The 14,736-nt window shown below is 71.1% G+C and carries 12 protein-coding genes and 1 tRNA gene; 7 read left to right on the plus strand and 6 right to left on the minus strand.

Annotated elements, in window-relative coordinates; genetic code table 11:
- Positions 1–16: 16 nt before the first annotated feature.
- The 3 genes from VF289_RS00790 to VF289_RS00800 are packed head-to-tail and all read right to left on the minus strand — an operon-like array spanning position 17 to position 2,387.
- On the minus strand, positions 17–661 hold the full coding sequence (locus VF289_RS00790; protein WP_330880116.1) for a response regulator transcription factor: 645 nt from the start codon (positions 659–661) through the stop codon (positions 17–19).
- Complete coding sequence (locus VF289_RS00795; RefSeq protein WP_330880118.1) at positions 658–1,827, minus strand: sensor histidine kinase; 1,170 nt, start codon at positions 1,825–1,827, stop codon at positions 658–660. The genes VF289_RS00790 and VF289_RS00795 overlap by 4 nt, the downstream gene beginning before the upstream one ends.
- A 56-nt stretch (positions 1,828–1,883) precedes the next feature.
- Complete coding sequence (locus VF289_RS00800) at positions 1,884–2,387, minus strand: hypothetical protein (RefSeq protein WP_330880120.1); 504 nt, start codon at positions 2,385–2,387, stop codon at positions 1,884–1,886.
- Between the two features lie 225 nt (positions 2,388–2,612).
- Here VF289_RS00800 and VF289_RS00805 point away from each other — a divergent pair, with 225 nt between their 5' ends.
- Positions 2,613–4,286: an ABC-F family ATP-binding cassette domain-containing protein gene (locus VF289_RS00805; RefSeq protein ID WP_330880122.1), complete on the plus strand. Its 1,674-nt coding sequence runs from the start codon at positions 2,613–2,615 to the stop codon at positions 4,284–4,286.
- Positions 4,287–4,294: 8 nt separating this feature from the next.
- On the opposite strand, the gene VF289_RS00810 is transcribed toward VF289_RS00805, so the two are convergent.
- Entirely contained in the window at positions 4,295–4,738 is a 444-nt protein-coding gene (locus VF289_RS00810) for an ATP-binding cassette domain-containing protein (RefSeq protein ID WP_330880124.1), read from the minus strand.
- Between the two features lie 135 nt (positions 4,739–4,873).
- Between VF289_RS00810 and VF289_RS00815 the strand changes: the two genes are divergently transcribed.
- Genes VF289_RS00815 through VF289_RS00825 form a run of 3 tightly spaced genes read left to right on the plus strand, consistent with a single transcriptional unit; the run spans position 4,874 to position 7,468 of the window.
- Positions 4,874–5,890, plus strand: a complete 1,017-nt coding sequence (locus tag VF289_RS00815; RefSeq protein WP_330880126.1) for a methionine ABC transporter ATP-binding protein — start codon at positions 4,874–4,876, stop codon at positions 5,888–5,890.
- Entirely contained in the window at positions 5,890–6,582 is a 693-nt protein-coding gene (locus VF289_RS00820; RefSeq protein ID WP_330880128.1) for a methionine ABC transporter permease, read from the plus strand. Before VF289_RS00815 ends, VF289_RS00820 begins: the two co-directional genes overlap by 1 nt.
- Before the next feature lie 34 nt (positions 6,583–6,616).
- Positions 6,617–7,468 carry a MetQ/NlpA family ABC transporter substrate-binding protein gene (locus VF289_RS00825; protein WP_330880130.1) on the plus strand — a complete coding sequence of 284 codons (852 nt, stop codon included), beginning with the start codon at positions 6,617–6,619 and terminating at the stop codon, positions 7,466–7,468.
- Between the two features lie 276 nt (positions 7,469–7,744).
- Here the strand turns inward: VF289_RS00825 and VF289_RS00830 are convergent, their stop codons facing one another.
- Together VF289_RS00830 and VF289_RS00835 are read right to left on the minus strand one after the other, a co-directional pair.
- Positions 7,745–9,859 carry a S9 family peptidase gene (locus VF289_RS00830; protein ID WP_330880131.1) on the minus strand — a complete coding sequence of 705 codons (2,115 nt, stop codon included), beginning with the start codon at positions 9,857–9,859 and terminating at the stop codon, positions 7,745–7,747.
- Positions 9,856–11,988 (minus strand): prolyl oligopeptidase family serine peptidase, encoded by a 2,133-nt coding sequence (locus VF289_RS00835; protein ID WP_330880133.1) that lies wholly within the window; start codon positions 11,986–11,988, stop codon positions 9,856–9,858. The genes VF289_RS00830 and VF289_RS00835 overlap by 4 nt, the downstream gene beginning before the upstream one ends.
- A gap of 531 nt (positions 11,989–12,519) precedes the next feature.
- Here VF289_RS00835 and VF289_RS00840 point away from each other — a divergent pair.
- The 3 genes from VF289_RS00840 to VF289_RS00850 all read left to right on the plus strand — a co-directional run bounded on the left by VF289_RS00840 (position 12,520) and on the right by VF289_RS00850 (position 14,693).
- Complete coding sequence (locus tag VF289_RS00840) at positions 12,520–13,566, plus strand: XRE family transcriptional regulator (protein WP_330880135.1); 1,047 nt, start codon at positions 12,520–12,522, stop codon at positions 13,564–13,566.
- 98 nt (positions 13,567–13,664) lie between these two features.
- Positions 13,665–14,543: a universal stress protein gene (locus VF289_RS00845; protein ID WP_330880137.1), complete on the plus strand. Its 879-nt coding sequence runs from the start codon at positions 13,665–13,667 to the stop codon at positions 14,541–14,543.
- A gap of 64 nt (positions 14,544–14,607) precedes the next feature.
- Positions 14,608–14,693 (plus strand) — tRNA-Ser (locus tag VF289_RS00850).
- Positions 14,694–14,736 lie beyond the last annotated feature (43 nt).

Here is a 14,736-nt window from a genome sequence, read left to right on the forward strand (position 1 = left end):
CCCGGCTCGGGGCGGGTCAGATCCAGCCCTGGCGCCTCGCGATCGCGACCGCCTCGTGGCGGTTCGCGGCCTGCAGCTTCGCCTGCGCGCTGGAGAGGTAGTTGCGCACCGTGCCCTCGGCGAGATGGGCACGGCGCGCGATCTGCTCCACGGCCGCGCCGTCGGCTGCGAACTCCAGCACATCGGCCTCCCGCGGGGTCAGCGGTGAATCCCCGGAGGAGATGGTCTCCGCCGCGAGCTCAGGGTCGATCACGCGGCGCCCGGCCGCGACCGAGCGCACTGCGCGGGCCAGTTGATCGGCCGAGGTGGTCTTCGGCAGGAAGCCGAGCACGCCCTGGGCCAGGGCTCGCTTGAGGTAGCCGGGCCGGGCGTGCGAGGTGAGGATCAGGAAGCGCGTGGCGGGGGAGAGGTCCGCGATCCGGGAGGCGAGCTCGAGGCCGTCGCCGTCGGGCAGCTGCAGGTCCAGGACCGCGACGTCCGGCAGCTCGGCCTGGGCCAGGCGCACGCCGTCCGCGACGGTCGCCGCCTCTCCGCGCACGTCGAGATCCGCCTCGAGGGAGAGCATCGTGGCCAGCGCCGAGCGGATCAGGTTCTCGTCGTCGACGAGGATCACGCGCAGCATGGCGGCGGCGCTCGGAGCAGCAGAGGGATCAGCGGTCATCGGGTGCCTCCCGGGGCATCGAAGCGGACATCGAGGGTGAAGATGCCGTCCTCACGGCGCACGCTGAGCGCGGACCCGGCGCCGAGGCGCTCACGCATCCCGATCAGTCCGCTGCCCTCGAGGACCTCGTCGGCCCCGGGGGCGCCGTCGTTGACGAGGGTGACTCCGTCGGCGCTCAGCGTGATGGTGATGGTCGACGGGTCGGCGTGGCGCAGGATGTTGGTCCCGCCCTCGCGCAGCACCCAGGCGGCGGTGCCGGCGTGCCGGGCCGGGACGTCCTCGGCCTCACCGCGGATCGTGACCTCGGCGTGGGCGGAGCGCAGCAGCGAGGCGGTGCCGCGCAGCTCGGTGGCGAGGTCGACCTCGCGGTAGCCGCGCACGAGGCTGCGGATCTCTGCGAGAGAGGTGCGGGCGATCTGGGCGACCTCACGGCTGTGCTCCACGGCGCGAGGATCCTGCCGCTCGGCCAGCTGGGAGACCAGCTCCGCCTTGACGGCGATCACCGAAAGGTCTCTCCCGGTCACGTCGTGCAGATCCCGGGCGAAGCGCAGGCGCTCCTCGGCGACGGCGAGCCCGGCCTGCGCCTCCCGGGCATCATCGAGCTCGCGCACCATCGCGGCCAGCCACAGGGAGAGGCGGGTCGTGACCACCCCGGCGATCACGATGATGCCGCTGGGGAGGACCGGCGGGAGGGACTGCTGAACGAGTGCAGCGGCCGCTGTGAATCCCACCGCGAGCGCAGTGCCGACCTCCCACCGCCACCGCACGGCGGCCGTGGTCACCAGCAGGGACAGGGAGATGATCAGCAGCCGGGGATCCGAGCCGCCGAGCAGCGTGGTCCCCGCGATCAGGGCCGACGGCGCTGCGGCGACCAGCAGGGACAGGTCCGACGGGAGCCGGCCCACCCGGCGGATGCCCCAGCGGTCGCGGCTGCTGGGGGCATCGGCCGCTGCCCATGCCTCCATGGCACGCCATGCGGACCAGGCACCGAGCGCGATCTGGATGCTGACCATCGCGGTGGTCAGCGGGGCGGTGGCGAAGGCCGCCGGGATCCGCAGCTGCAGGAACAGCGCGACGCCCAGCGGCAGCAGCGCCACCACTCCGACCACGGTCCACGCCGTGTAGGCGTAGAACACGCTCCACTGGCGGCCGATGGTGGTGTTCACGTCAGTCCTCTCGTGGTCGCCAGCTGTACGGACGACCTGGTGGGAAGCTTATCCGCTCAGACGATCGCGGCGAGGAACAGGCTGCCGAAGGCGCCGAACAGCACGCCCCAGGCGATGATCGAGATGCCCATCCACAGGTAGACCCGGCTCCTGGCGGCGCCGAGCGCGACCAGGGTGGGAGCGGTGATCTGCGAGGCGACCACGAACGGGCCCAGCATGCTCACGCCCGGCACGCCGTACTTCTCCAGCGCCGCAGCGATCTTCGCCCGGAACCGTGAGGGCTTCTTCTCCTCCGCAGTGGTGCGCTTGCCGAGGCCGCGAGTGACCGCGTCCCGTGTCCGGCCGGCCAGCGCGATCAACACGAAGGTGGCCACGAGGTTCCCGAGCACGGCGGCGGGGATCGCGAGCGCCGGGTGGATCCCGAGAGTGGTGCCGAGGAAGGCACCGAGGTAGCTCTCGATGAAGGGGATCGCCCCGGCGGGGACGAGGGCGAGCACCTGCTGCCACGGCTCGAGGCCGGAGACGAGGTCGTGGAGCTGGATGAGGAGGTCCTGGATCATGAGTGGTCCTTGCGGTGTCGGGGGAGCGGATCCGCTGTTCCGGTGATGGCTCCACTCTTGCGAGGATCGAGGCCTGTCGGTAGGGCGGGGCCTCACGGGGTGCGGTGCTTCCTGCACGGGTCGCCCATGAGAGATGTCATGGGACCCGGGCAGTCGGGCCCGACGAACCGTGAGGCGCCGACAATTCCCATGACGGTTCGCTCCTGATGGGATAGACCTGGGCATATGGCATATCTCGACATCGCGGGCATCGGCTGCACGCTGGCCGACGGCAGACCGCTGCTGAGCGACGTCTCCTTCCGCGTGGGGGAGGGCGCGCGGATCGCGCTGATCGGGGCCAACGGCGCCGGCAAGACCACCCTGCTGCGCATCATCACCGGTGACCTGGTCCCGGATGCCGGGGCCATCACCCAGCACGGGTCGCTGGGCATCATGCGCCAGTTCCTGGCGGGCGGCACGGTGCGCGAGCTGCTGCTGTCGGTGTCGCCGCCGACCATCCGGCAGGCGGCCGCGGCTCTGGATCGGGCCGAGCGCGCGATGCTCGAGACGCCTTCGACCACCGCCCAGATGGGCTACGCGAGCGCCCTTGTGGCCTGGGGCGAGGCCGGCGGATACGAGGCGGAGGTCCTGTGGGACGTGTGCACCGTCGCCGCGCTCGGCACGACGTTCGAGGGCTGCCGTGACCGGCCCGTCCCGTCGCTGTCCGGTGGGGAGCAGAAGCGGCTGGCCCTGGAGGCCCTGCTGCGCGGGCCCGACGAGATGCTGCTGCTGGACGAGCCGGACAACTTCCTCGACGTGCCCGGCAAGCGCTGGCTCGAGCAGCGTCTGGTGGAGTCCGGCAAGAGCGTGCTGTACGTCAGCCACGACCGTGAGCTCCTGGCACGCACCGCGAGCGGCGTCGTCACGCTCGAGCTCGGCGCCGCCGGGAACACATCCTGGGTGCATCCGGGCGGCTTCGAGACGTACCACCAGGCGCGGGAGGCGCGCTTCGAACGCCTCGATGAGCTGCGGAGGCGCTGGGACGAGGAGCACGCGAAGCTCCGGGCCCTGGTGCAGATGTACAAGCAGAAGGCCGCCTACAACTCCGATATGGCCGCACGCTATCGGGCGGCCCAGACGCGCTTGGCCCGCTTCGAGAACGCGGGCCCGCCCGAGCTGCAGCCGCGGGAGCAGAAGCTCTCCATGCGCCTGCGCGGAGGCCGCACCGGCAAGCGCGCGATCATCTGCGAGAGCCTCGAGCTGACCGGCCTGATGCGTCCCTTCGATCTCGAAGCCTGGTTCGGGGACCGCATCGCGGTGCTCGGGTCCAACGGCTCGGGCAAGTCCCACTTCCTGCGTCTGCTCGCCGCCGGGGGCAGCGACCCCTCGCCCGAGCATCTGCCGGTCGCCGAGGTGCCGATCGACCCGGTCGAGCGCACGGGCACGGCCCGGCTCGGAGCGCGGGTGCGTCCCGGCTGGTTCGCCCAGTCCCACGGACGCTCCGACCTCACCGGCCGCACGCTGCTGTCGATCCTTCACCGGGGGGATGAGCACCGCGTCGGCAGGCCGCAGGAGGAAGCCGCTCGGACGCTGGCCCGCTACGAGCTGGCCCGGGCCGCGGAGCAGACCTTCGAATCACTCTCCGGCGGGCAGCAGGCACGGTTCCAGATCCTTCTGCTGGAGCTGGGCGGCGCGACGCTGCTCCTTCTCGACGAACCCACCGACAACCTCGATCTCGAATCCGCCGACGCTCTACAGCAAGCGCTGGCCGCCTTCGAGGGGACCGTCGTCACGGTCACCCACGACCGCTGGTTCGTCCGGGACGTCGACCGTTTCCTGGTGTTCGGCGGGGACGGCGAGGTCTATGAATCCGACGTCCCCGTCTGGGACGAGACCCGGGTCGACCGGCAGCGTGGATAGGGACGTGGTCACTGCACGGAGGATCGACAGGTCGACGTGGAACCGCGCTGCTCTGTATGGGTGGTCAGCACGATCGTGGTGCCGCGCCGCTTGAGGGAGGCGATGAGCTCCCAGGCCCGTGCCCGGGGCTCGGGGTCCAGACCGGTGGTCGGCTCGTCGAGGAACAGCAGCTCGGGATCGCCCGCGATCGCGGTGGCCAGGTCGAGGCGTCGCACCTCGCCGCCGGAGAGGGAGGAGATGCGGGCGCTCGCCCGGTCGGTGAGGTCGACGTCGGCCGGCACGTCGAGGACCGGGCGCGGGGTGCTCAGCGTCCTGCTCCACATGGTCAGCGCCTCGAGGGTGGAGGTCCTGCCAGCGCCGTTGGTCCCCAGCAGGCCGAACAGCTCGCCGCGGTGGAGGGTGAGGTCGAGGCCGTCGACGGCCAGACGAGCCAGCATGAACAGGACGACCATGACACATCTCAGGGCGTTGGTTCTCAGTGCGTCGGAGTGACCCCGTCCACACGCAGACCTGCAGGTCTGTGACGTTTGTTTCGCCAGATGACGGGATGCTTCGGTGCACCCGGTCGCGGGTGCTGTACTTCCCTGGTGATCACTCTCGACAGCCTCACGAAGGTCTTCCCCGCTCCAGGCGGCGGAGACCCCGTCGTCGCGCTCGACGGGATCGATCTCCACCTCGAGCCGGGCCGCGTGCACGGCATCGTCGGCCGCTCCGGTGCCGGCAAGTCCACTCTCATCCGCTGCCTGACGGGGCTCGAGAAGCCCACCACGGGGCGCGTCGAGGTGGACGGCACGGACATCGCCGCGCTCGAGGGCAAGGCGCTGCGGGCCGCCCGCCGCAACATCGGCATGGTCTTCCAGCACGCGAATCTGCTGGACTCCCGCACCGCCGCCCAGAACATCGCCCACCCGCTGGAGATCGCCGGGGTGCCCCGCGCCCAGCGGGAGAAGCGCGTGGCAGAGCTGGTCGAGCTGGTGGGCCTCAGCGGCCGCGAGCACAACTACCCCGCCCAGCTCTCCGGCGGGCAGATCCAGCGCGTCGGCATCGCCCGTGGTCTGGCCGCCGAGCCGAAGGTGCTGCTGTGCGATGAGCCCACCAGCGCGCTCGACGGCTCCACCACCCATCAGATCCTGCGCCTCATCGCCGACCTGCGTGAACGGCTCGGCATCACCGTCGTGATCATCACCCACGAGATGGGTGTGGTGCGCGAGGTGTGCGACACCGTCACCCTGCTGCAGGACGGGACGATCACCCAGACCGGTGACCTGCTCGAGGTTGCTGCGGACCCCCACGGCCCGCTGAGCGCCGAGCTGATCCCGCTGCCGCCCGCGCCCACCGGCATCGAGGCGCTCGTGGTCAACTGCGACTACGGCAACTCGGAGCGGCTCCGCACCACCGATGACCTGATCCATCTGGCCGAGACCTACGAGGCCGAGGCCACGCTGGTCGCCGGCACCATCGAGACCATCGGCGGCCGTCAGGTGGGGCGCGTCCAGCTCGCCCTGCGCAACCGGTCCGGCCAGCCGATCTCCCGGGAGGGCCTGGACGCCTTCCTCACCGAGCTCGAGGCGGCCGGCGTGGTCGCGACGGAGGTGACCGCCTGATGGAGTGGCTCGACAATCCTGTGTTCACCACCTGGGACTCCAACACGTCCCTGTGGTCCAACACCCTGATCACCCTGTACATGACCGCGGGGACCATGCTGTTCTCGACCCTCATCGGCGTGCCGCTGGGCCTGCTGCTGTTCGAGACCTCGGGGGCGAAGGGCGGCCTGGCCCGCTGGGTCAACCGTGTGGTGGGCTTCGTGGTGAACGTGGGCAGGTCTTTCCCGTTCATCATCCTGATCATCGCGCTGATCCCCGTGACCCGCTTCGTGGTGGGTCGCGTGACGGGACCGAACGCCGCGATGTTCGCCCTGGCCATCTCCGCGATCCCGTTCCTGGCCCGGCTGATCGAGATCAACCTGCGGGAGATCTCCGCCGGCAAGGTCGAGGCGGTGCAGATGATGGGCGCCTCGCGCGGCCAGATCGTCCGCCAGGTGCTGCTGCCCGAGGCGCTGCCCGGCATCATCGGCTCGCTCACCACCACCGCGATCGCGGTGATCGGCTACACCGCGATGGCCGGCACCGTGGGCGGCAAGGGGCTCGGTGACCTCGCCATACGTAACGGCTATCAGAGCTACGACAACGTCGTGATGATCGCGACCGTGGTCGTGCTGGTGGTCATCGTCATCGCCGTCCAGGCGTTCGGCTCCGCCCTCTCCCGCACTGTCGACCACCGCGCCGCGGCCCGCTGACCTGCATCATCCCTACTCTCCCAGGAGAACCCCCATGGCACTGATCTCGCGCCGTACCACCCTGCTCGCCTCCGGCACCGGCCTCGCCGCGCTCGCCCTCGCCGCCTGCGGCGCCGGCGGCGGCGACGCCGAGGGCCCGTCGGAGGAGGGTGGCGTGACCACCATCCGGATCGGCGCCTCCCCGGCGCCGCACGCCGAGATCCTCCAGTTCGTGCAGGACAACCTCGCCGGCGACGCCGGTCTCGAGCTCGACATCACGCCCTACACGGACTACCAGATCCCCAACCAGGCCCTCAGCGACGGTGAGCTGGACGCGAACTTCTACCAGACTCCCGCCTTCCTCGAGGGGCAGATGGAGGAGAAGGGCTTCGAGTTCTTCGGCTTCGAGGGCGTGCACGTCGAGCCGCTGGGTATCTACTCGGAGAACATCACGAGCCTCGACGAGCTGCAGGACGGGGACGAGGTCGCCATCGCGAACGACCCCACCAACCGCGGCCGCGGCCTGGACCTGCTCGCCGCGAACGGCGTGATCACCCTCGCCGAGGGAGTCGCGCCCGCCACCGCAGCCACCGGTGACATCGACGAGAACCCGATGAACCTGCGCTTCGTCGAGCTCGAGGCCGCGCAGATCCCGCGTTCGCTGGCCGACTTCGCCGCTGGCGTCGTCAACGGCAACTACGCCCTCGAGGCGGGGATGAACCCTGCCGAGGAGGCGATCGTGCTCGAGGAGGGTGAGGGCAACCCGAACGCGAACATGATGGTGGTGCGCGAGGCCGACAAGGAGAACGAGGCGCTCGTGGCGCTGGACGGTCTGCTCCACAGCGACGAGGTCCGCGCCTACATCGAGGAGACCTACACCAACGGAGCGGTCATCCCCGCCTTCTGAGTGTCCCGCCCCATCGGCGACGTTGCCGGCTACGGCTACGTCGCCGGGACCGGGGCCAGCACCGGGCTGGTCAGAGCTGGGCCGGGCTGGCGAGTGCGCCGGGGCTGGGCCGGAGTCGGTCGTCGGTGTTGTGGTCGGGCCTATGGCGACGTGAGCTGGCGATATAGCCAGCTCTCGTCGCCATAGGCCCTCCCGTGACACGTCGCACCGGTGCCGCCCTGCTCGCACCGGTGCCGCCCTGCCCGGACCGGCCGCTGGCCGCCGGACCTGGGCCGGTCAGGCGAGCAGCTCGGTCGCCCCGAGCTGGTCGAGCAGCCAGGCCAGCTCGTCCGCGCGCTGCTCCCACTTGCGGTAGCGGCCGGAGCGGCCGCCGTGCCCGGCGACCATCTCGCAGCGGAACAGGATCGGGCGCTCCGCCTGGTCGCTGGTGACGGTCTCGCGCAGCCGCGCCACCCACTTCGCGGGCTCGACGAAGAACACGCGGGTGTCGTTCAGCGAGGTGGAGGCGAAGATCGCCGGGTACTCCACGGCCCTGATGTTCTCGTAGGGGGTGTACTCGCGCATGTACTCGTACACCGCCGGATCATGCAGCGGGTCCCCCCACTCCTCCCACTCGCCCACCGTGAGAGGCAGCGACGGGTCCAGGATCGTGGTCAGGGCGTCCACGAAGGGCACTCCCGCGATCACCGCGCGGAACCGCTCGGGGGCGAGGTTCGCGATGCCGCCCATCAGCAGCCCACCCGCACTGCGGCCCTCGGCACCGAGACGCCCTTCGGCCACCAGGCCGGTGCTGGTCAGGTGCTCAGCGGCGGCCACGAAGTCGCTGAAGGAGTTCTTCTTCTCGAGCAGCTTGCCGTGCTCGTACCAGTCGCGGCCCATCTCGCCTCCGCCGCGCACGTGCGCGATCGCGATGACCACGCCGCGGTCGAGCAGCGAGAGCCTGGTGGGCACGAAGGACGGGTCGATCGAGGCCTCGTAGGAGCCGTAGCCGTAGAGGTAACCGGAGGCGGTGCCGTCCGCGGTCACATCCCGCCTGGCCACCACGCTCAGCGGGATCTGCGTGCCGTCCTCCGCCGTCGCCCACTCGCGCCGCTCGACGTACAGCGCGGGATCGAAGTTCGGCACCGGGGTGACCCGCAGGACGGTGCTCTCACCGCTGGTGAGCTCCCGCTCGGCGATGGTGGGCGGGGTGAGCATGCTGGTGAGCTGGTAGCGCACCGTGGTCTGATCCCAGTTCGGATTGGTGTCCAGCTCGACGGTGTCCAGCTCTCCGCCGTGGGTGATGTCGGAGGCCTGGTCCAGCAGCAGCGCCCCATCGGTCGCGCGCGGGATCAGCCGCACGCTCGCCAGGCCGCCGCTGCGCAGCTCGAGGGCGACGAAACCGGCGAACGCCTCGACCGCGAGCAGCCGCTCGCCGTCGGCCGCGACCAGCAGCTCCTCCCACTGCTCCGGGGCGTCGAGCGGGGCCTGCGCGAGCGCGAAACCGCCGTGGCCGTCGTTGTGCACCACCAGCAGGCGGTCCCCGGCATGTTCGAGGGCGTAGTCCACGCCGTCACGACGCCCGCCGGCCGGCACCGGGGCGGAGGTGGGGTCGGTGAGGTCGAGCAGCCAGGCCTCGGTGGTGGAGGTGGAGCCGGCCTGGATCACCAGGGTCGATCCGTCGCGCGAGCGGTCGAAGCCGATCATGAAGCGCTCGTCGGGCTCCTCGATGACCAGCACGTCCTCGCTCCCATCGGTGCCGATACGGTGGCGCCAGATCTGGTGCTGGCGCCAGGCGTCGTCGACCCGGGCGTAGAACAGCCACTGCTGGTCGGCGGAGAAGGCGAGGCCGTAGCCGGCCCCGGTGACCGCCTCGTCGAGGATCTCTCCGGAGGCGAGCTCGGTGATGCGGAGGGTGAAGCGCTCGTCGCCCGCGGTGTCCACGGCGGAGGCGAACAGGGTGTGGTCGGGGGAGGGGAGCAGGCCGCCCAGGGAGTAGAACTCGTGGCCCGCCGCCTCCGCCTGGGCATCCAGCAGCACCTGCTCGCCCTCGAGCAGCGTGCCGGGCTCCACCGTCGGCAGGGAGCCGGAGTCCGCGATGCGGGTGAACTTCGGGTAGTCGTCGCCGGCGGTGGTGCGGGTGATGTACCACCAGCCGTCACGGCGCACCGGCACGCTGAGGTCGGTCTCCTGGGTGTGCCCGATGAACTCCTCCACCAGCTGGGTGCGCAAGGCGTCGAGGTGTGCGGTGCGGGCGTCGGCGTACGCGTTCTCGGCCTCGAGGTGCGCGATCACCTCGGGGTCGGTCTTGTCCCGCATCCATTCGAAGGGATCGACCACGGTGTCGCCGTGGAAGGTCCGCTCGGTGGGGCGGTGGTCCGGGGTCGGGGCTGCGGTGGGCTCGGTGGTCATTCCCCGAGGGTAGCGGCGCCCAGCTGGTCCATCAGCCAGGCCACGCCCTCGACCCGGGGGTCCCCGGCGGAGCCCAGGGTGGGGGTGGCACGGAGCAGGATCGGTCGGTCCTCGGGATCCGAGGTGGTGCGGTCCCGCAGCTGCGCGACCCAGATCGCTGCGCAGGCGGCGGGGGTATCTGTGCCCTCGAGCGCCGTCCAGGCGAAGACCGCCGGGTACTCGGCGTGCTGCACGTTCTCCGCAGGGCTGTATCCGCGCAGCGCCCGGAAGGTGGCCTCGTCCTCGGCGGGGTCTCCCCACTCGGCCCACTCCTCGAGCGTGAGCATCACCTCCGGGTCCAGCAGCGTCTCCAGCGGGTCCACCAGCGGCATCCCGGTGAGGATCGCCCGGAACCTGTCCGGGGCGAGGTTCGCGGCGCCCGCGACCAGCAGGCCGCCGGCCCCGTCTCCCACGGCCCCGACCCGGCCAGGATCGACCCAGCCGGAGTCCACGAGGTGGTCGATGCAGGCGATCAGATCGGTGAAGGAGGTGGGCTTCTTCTGCTGCCTGCCCTGCCGGTGCCAGTCCGGGCCCAGCTCGCCGCCCCCGCGCACGTGCGCGATGGCGATCACCACGCCGAGGTCCGCGATGGCCTGGAACTCCGGGTGCAGCTTCGGCTCGCTCGAGGTGCCGAAGGCACCGTGCCCGAACACCAGTGCGGGAGCGGTGCCGTCGGGGGTGAGGTCACGCAGTGACAGCAGCGTGATCGGCACTCGGACCCCGTCCGGAGCAGTTGCCCAGAACCTGCGCTCGACATACCTCTGGGCATCGAAGCCGGGGGCGTCCGCCTGCACCAGCTGGCGGCTCGTCCCGGTGCGGGGGTCGTGCTCCAGCAGCGTGCTCGGGGTGAGGAAGGTGTCGAGGCGGTAGCGGATGGCATCGGGCCGCCAGGCGGGGTTCGACTCCATGCGCACCGCCTGCACCTCGCTGCTGCGCCCGACGGTCTGCCTGTTCTCGACATCGAGCGAGCCGTCGGGGCGACGCGGGATCAGCGACAGCCCGAGGAGTCCGGCAGAGCGCTGCTGGATCACGACGACGTCCGCGAAGGCCTGCACCGACTCGAAGTGCTCGCTCTGCGTGGCAGACAGCACCGTCGTCATCTCGGCCAGGGCGTTGACGGCCCCCAGGCCGGCCTCGCTGAGCGCGGTGCGATGGGAACCGGGCACCTCGTGGATCACCAGCAGGCGGTCACCGGCGTGCTCGATCTGTGGCAGTGAGCCTCTGGACCTGCCCGTGACGGAGCGCAGGGTCGCGCCGGGATCGGTGAGATCCGCCAGCCACACCTCGCTGGCCTGCGGGGAGATGGAGCGGATGAGCAGGGTCGACAGGTCACGGGAGCGGCTGATCTCGAGCTGCGCCCAGTGGTCCGGCTCCGAGATCAGCACGGTGTCCTCGGCGGTGGAGGTGCCGATCCGGTGACTGCGCACCTCGGCACGGCGGCCGAGGTCGTCCAGGCGGGTGTACACCAGGGAGCGGCCATCGGCGGAGAAGACCAGCTCGGGGCCGGCGGCACGGATCGCGCTGTCGAGGATCCTGCCCGTCTCGGCCTCGGTGACGATCACTCGGCACCCGCCCAGGGCGGCCTCGGCTCGCGCGACCAGGCGGTGGTCGGCGGAGAGCGCGAAGCCGATCATCCCCAGGCAGTCCTCGACCAGGATCTGCTCGTCCTCGAGGAGCCGGCCCGGTTCGATCGTCGGGATCCCGGCAGGACCGCACAGGCCCTCGCGGTGACGGACTCGCGACAGGGTGGCCGCGACGCCGGGTTCGTAGCGGTCGATGTACCACCAGCCGTCCAGCAGCACGGGAGCGGTCGGTTCGATCGGCGGGGGAGGGGCGTCGACGGCGGCTCCCAGCACCTCTCGCAGGCCGGCGAGGCGTGCGGTGTGCGCATCGGTGTGCGCGTTCTCCGCGGCGAAGTGCTGGGCGACCTCCGCCGAGCTGCTGTTGCGCAGCCAGCGGTAGGGGATCGTGTCCGTGACTCCGAACAGCGTCCTCGCGGTCGGCCGCGCCAAGGGCCGGGGGGCGCCGGGGCGCGCCTCCTCATCCAGGCGGTGGGGGGAGTGGACCGGTGAAGCGGTGCGCTGTGTCATGGGTCAGCTTTCTTCGAGAGGTGGCCGAAGTGATGCGTCCTGCTGGGTCCTGATGCGTCCTCTTGTCACGGTGTCTCGGCCTCTCGACCCGTGACTCGGTCGGACTCGCCCCCTCGTCCTCGAGGGGCGCCCCCCGGGCGGCGTCCTCACCGCCGGGGAGCCGCTGAAGGCCTTCCTCGAAGATGCAGCTGGCGCAGCGGGGGCAGGGCGCCGGGGGAACCGGCCGGTGAGTCCTCGCGAGGAGGGGGCAGGAAGCACACGGCCGACCGGTCCTCGCCGGACCGGAGACGGTCGCGGGAACAGGGGCCGGGGAGGCGCGTGGAGCGGTTCGCAGCACGTCGGCGTCGCATCGGGTCCATTGGGATCGATCGCCTCCTCGGCACGGGGATCCGGAGCGCTCGTCCGGGTTATTGTGAAGTCCGCCATGCACGCTACTGTTGGCTTTTCAGAGGTATGTCCGAAACCATGAACGGCAACGAGGCCGTCATTCTCGGGCCGATCCCAGGACCAGGAACGGGGAGTGTCTGCACGATGCCGGCGGGGGAGGATGAGCGGTTCGCCTCGGAGCTGCGCCGAGCGATCGAGCACAGCGGCCTGTCCCTGACCCTCATCTCCCAACGCCTCCGTGCCCACCACCGGCCGGTGAGCGTCGCCACCCTCAGCAACTGGCAGTCCGGTCGGAGTCTGCCCGGGGGCGAGCAGTCGCTCGGAGCGGTGACGGCGCTCGAGGATCTGCTGGGCAGGCCCCCCGAGTCGCTCGCCGAGCTGGTCGGCGCACCCCGTCTGCGCGGCCGCACCGCGAACCCGACGAGCTTCCTCGGCCGCCGCACCAGCAAGGAGGTCTTCAGCGACGCTCTCGCTGAGCTCGGCTTCGAGTCCTCGCGTCAGTACGCCCACGAGCGGGTGTTCCATCAGCACGCGATCATCGACTCCTCGCGGAACGTCCAGCAGTTCGACTACCGCCTGACGGTGCGCGCCCTGGAATCCGGGATCTGCCGGCTGCCCGCGGTGTACGTCATGGAGCCGAAGGAGCCCAACGTCGAACCGCACTACATCCCGCTCGACGGCTGCTCGCTCGGTCGACGGGTGGTCTGGCCGGAGCGCCGCGCCTACGGGGTCGAGGTGCTGGTGGACGGCAGGCTCGATGCCGGCCAGGTCGCCAGCTTCGCCTACCGGGTCGAGCTCCAGGCGGAGGCCTCGGAGATGACCGGGGCGATGTACAGCCTCCCGCGGCGCGCCAACGACGTGCTGCTCGAGGTCGAGTTCCGCGGCGACCGGAAGCCGGTGGACTGCGAGCGATATCGGCGCACGCAGTCCGGGGAGTCGGTCAGCCCGGTGCGGCTGGACCATCGAGGCCGCCTGCAGCTCAGCGAGGCACGCTTCGGCCCCGGGACCTTCGGGCTGCGCTGGGGATGGGAGAACGGGGACGTCGACGACCTCGAGGACGACGACCTCGACGATGACGATCTCGAGGGCGACGGCCCCGTGGATGACGACCGTGAGGATGCGGAGCTCGTGGGTGACTCGCTCCTGGGTGACGATCTCGAGGAGAGGTCCGCTCGCGACGGCATGGCCTGAGCGGGAGCTCCGCCAGGGGTGTCGGACCCCTCGCCAGGCCGGATCCCCGGGCGTATCCTGGAGGTGCCTGAACCCGGCTGTACGGGGAGGTGTGGGCCATGGGTTTCGCCGGTCAGAACATCGTCGTGGGATACGACGACACCACAGCAGCGATGGCGGCCGTCCGCTGGGCCGCGGACCTCGCACAGGCCACGTCCTCCCGGCTCCACCTCGTCCACGCCTGGTCCTGGCCCGTGCTCGGTCAGGGGATCGCCGGCCTTCCGGTGATCGATCCTGCCGGCCCTCGCAATCAGGCGAGCAGGCTGCTCGAGGACGCCGCGGATCGCATCGCCGCACAGTTCCCCGAGGTGCCGGTCAGCGCGGAGCTGCTCGCCGGCACGCCGCGGGAGACGCTCGAGGAGATCTCCGGCCGGACCGACCTGCTGGTCGTGGGCACGCGGGGTCTCGGAGCGGTGATGGGGACGCTGCTCGGCTCCGTCAGCCGCGGAATCCTCCACGACGCCGGCTGCCCGGTGGCGGTGATCCGCTCCGACCAGCATCGCGCCGGCCCCGTGCTCGCCGGGTATGACGGCTCCGAGGCCGCGGGGGCGGCGGTCGACGAGGCCGCGGATCTTGCGGCGGCCTGGGATGTCGCCCTGCGGGTGATCCACGTGCGGGCCGGCGCGCATGCGCCCTACGCCGGCGGCGGGGCGGAGGCCTGGAGCGCCGGGAGCCGATCACGCGGGGTGCTCGATGAAGGGGTCGCCCGGGCCACGGCCCGTCACGAGGGGCTCGTGGTCCAGGCGAGATCGGTCGAGGATCGCACCGTCGCCGAAGGGATGCTGCGCGCCGCCGCGGGAGCCCGCATCCTGGTGATCGGCCATCGCGGTCTCAGCCGCGGTCCCTTCGGATCGACCGCGCAGGCGACGGTCCTGCACGCCACGGGGAACGTCGCCGTGGTGCGGGCGTCCGGGGGTGCCGGGGCTCCGCACGAGTGACGTGACTCGCGTCCGCGGGCGGAGAGTTTGAACGGGCGTGGGCGCGGCGGTTAAGCTGTCCGACGGTAGCGTGTCCGAGCGGCCGAAGGTGCATCACTCGAAATGATGTGTGGTTAATAGCCACCGCGGGTTCAAATCCCGCCGCTACCGCTCCTGACCTGGAGAGATACCAGGACCACGAAGGCCCCCGCCG

The organism is Brachybacterium sp., assembly GCF_036379615.1.
Classification (GTDB): domain Bacteria; phylum Actinomycetota; class Actinomycetes; order Actinomycetales; family Dermabacteraceae; genus Brachybacterium.